1 tRNA gene is annotated in these 307 nt (G+C 37.8%); it reads left to right on the forward strand.

The annotated features are described in order from the left end of the window. The first annotated feature begins 2 nt into the window (after window positions 1-2). Window positions 3-76 (forward strand) — tRNA-Ala (locus DWW90_RS20195). The last annotated feature ends 231 nt before the right edge of the window (window positions 77-307 follow it).

Consider the following 307-nt stretch of genomic DNA (forward strand, 5'->3'; position numbering starts at 1 on the left):
ACGGGGGATTAGCTCAGCTGGCTAGAGCATCTGCCTTGCACGCAGAGGGTCAACGGTTCGAATCCGTTATTCTCCACATCAGATGGAATAAATTGTCAATTATCAATTGTCAATTGTCCATTGAAAAAGATCTTTGACGTATTGGACAACTTCAAATAAAGTTAAGTAACGAAAAAAGTAAGAGCAAGCTAAAGATATATCAATCCAAGACGCATTTCTTCATTATTAATTTTTAATTATTAATTTAGAAACCGTGTCATTGATAAAGAAAGTAAGCAAGGGCAGACGGTGGATGCCTTGGCTCTCG

It is taken from the genome of Parabacteroides sp. AF17-28, assembly GCF_003479205.1.
Lineage (GTDB): Bacteria > Bacteroidota > Bacteroidia > Bacteroidales > Tannerellaceae > Parabacteroides > Parabacteroides acidifaciens.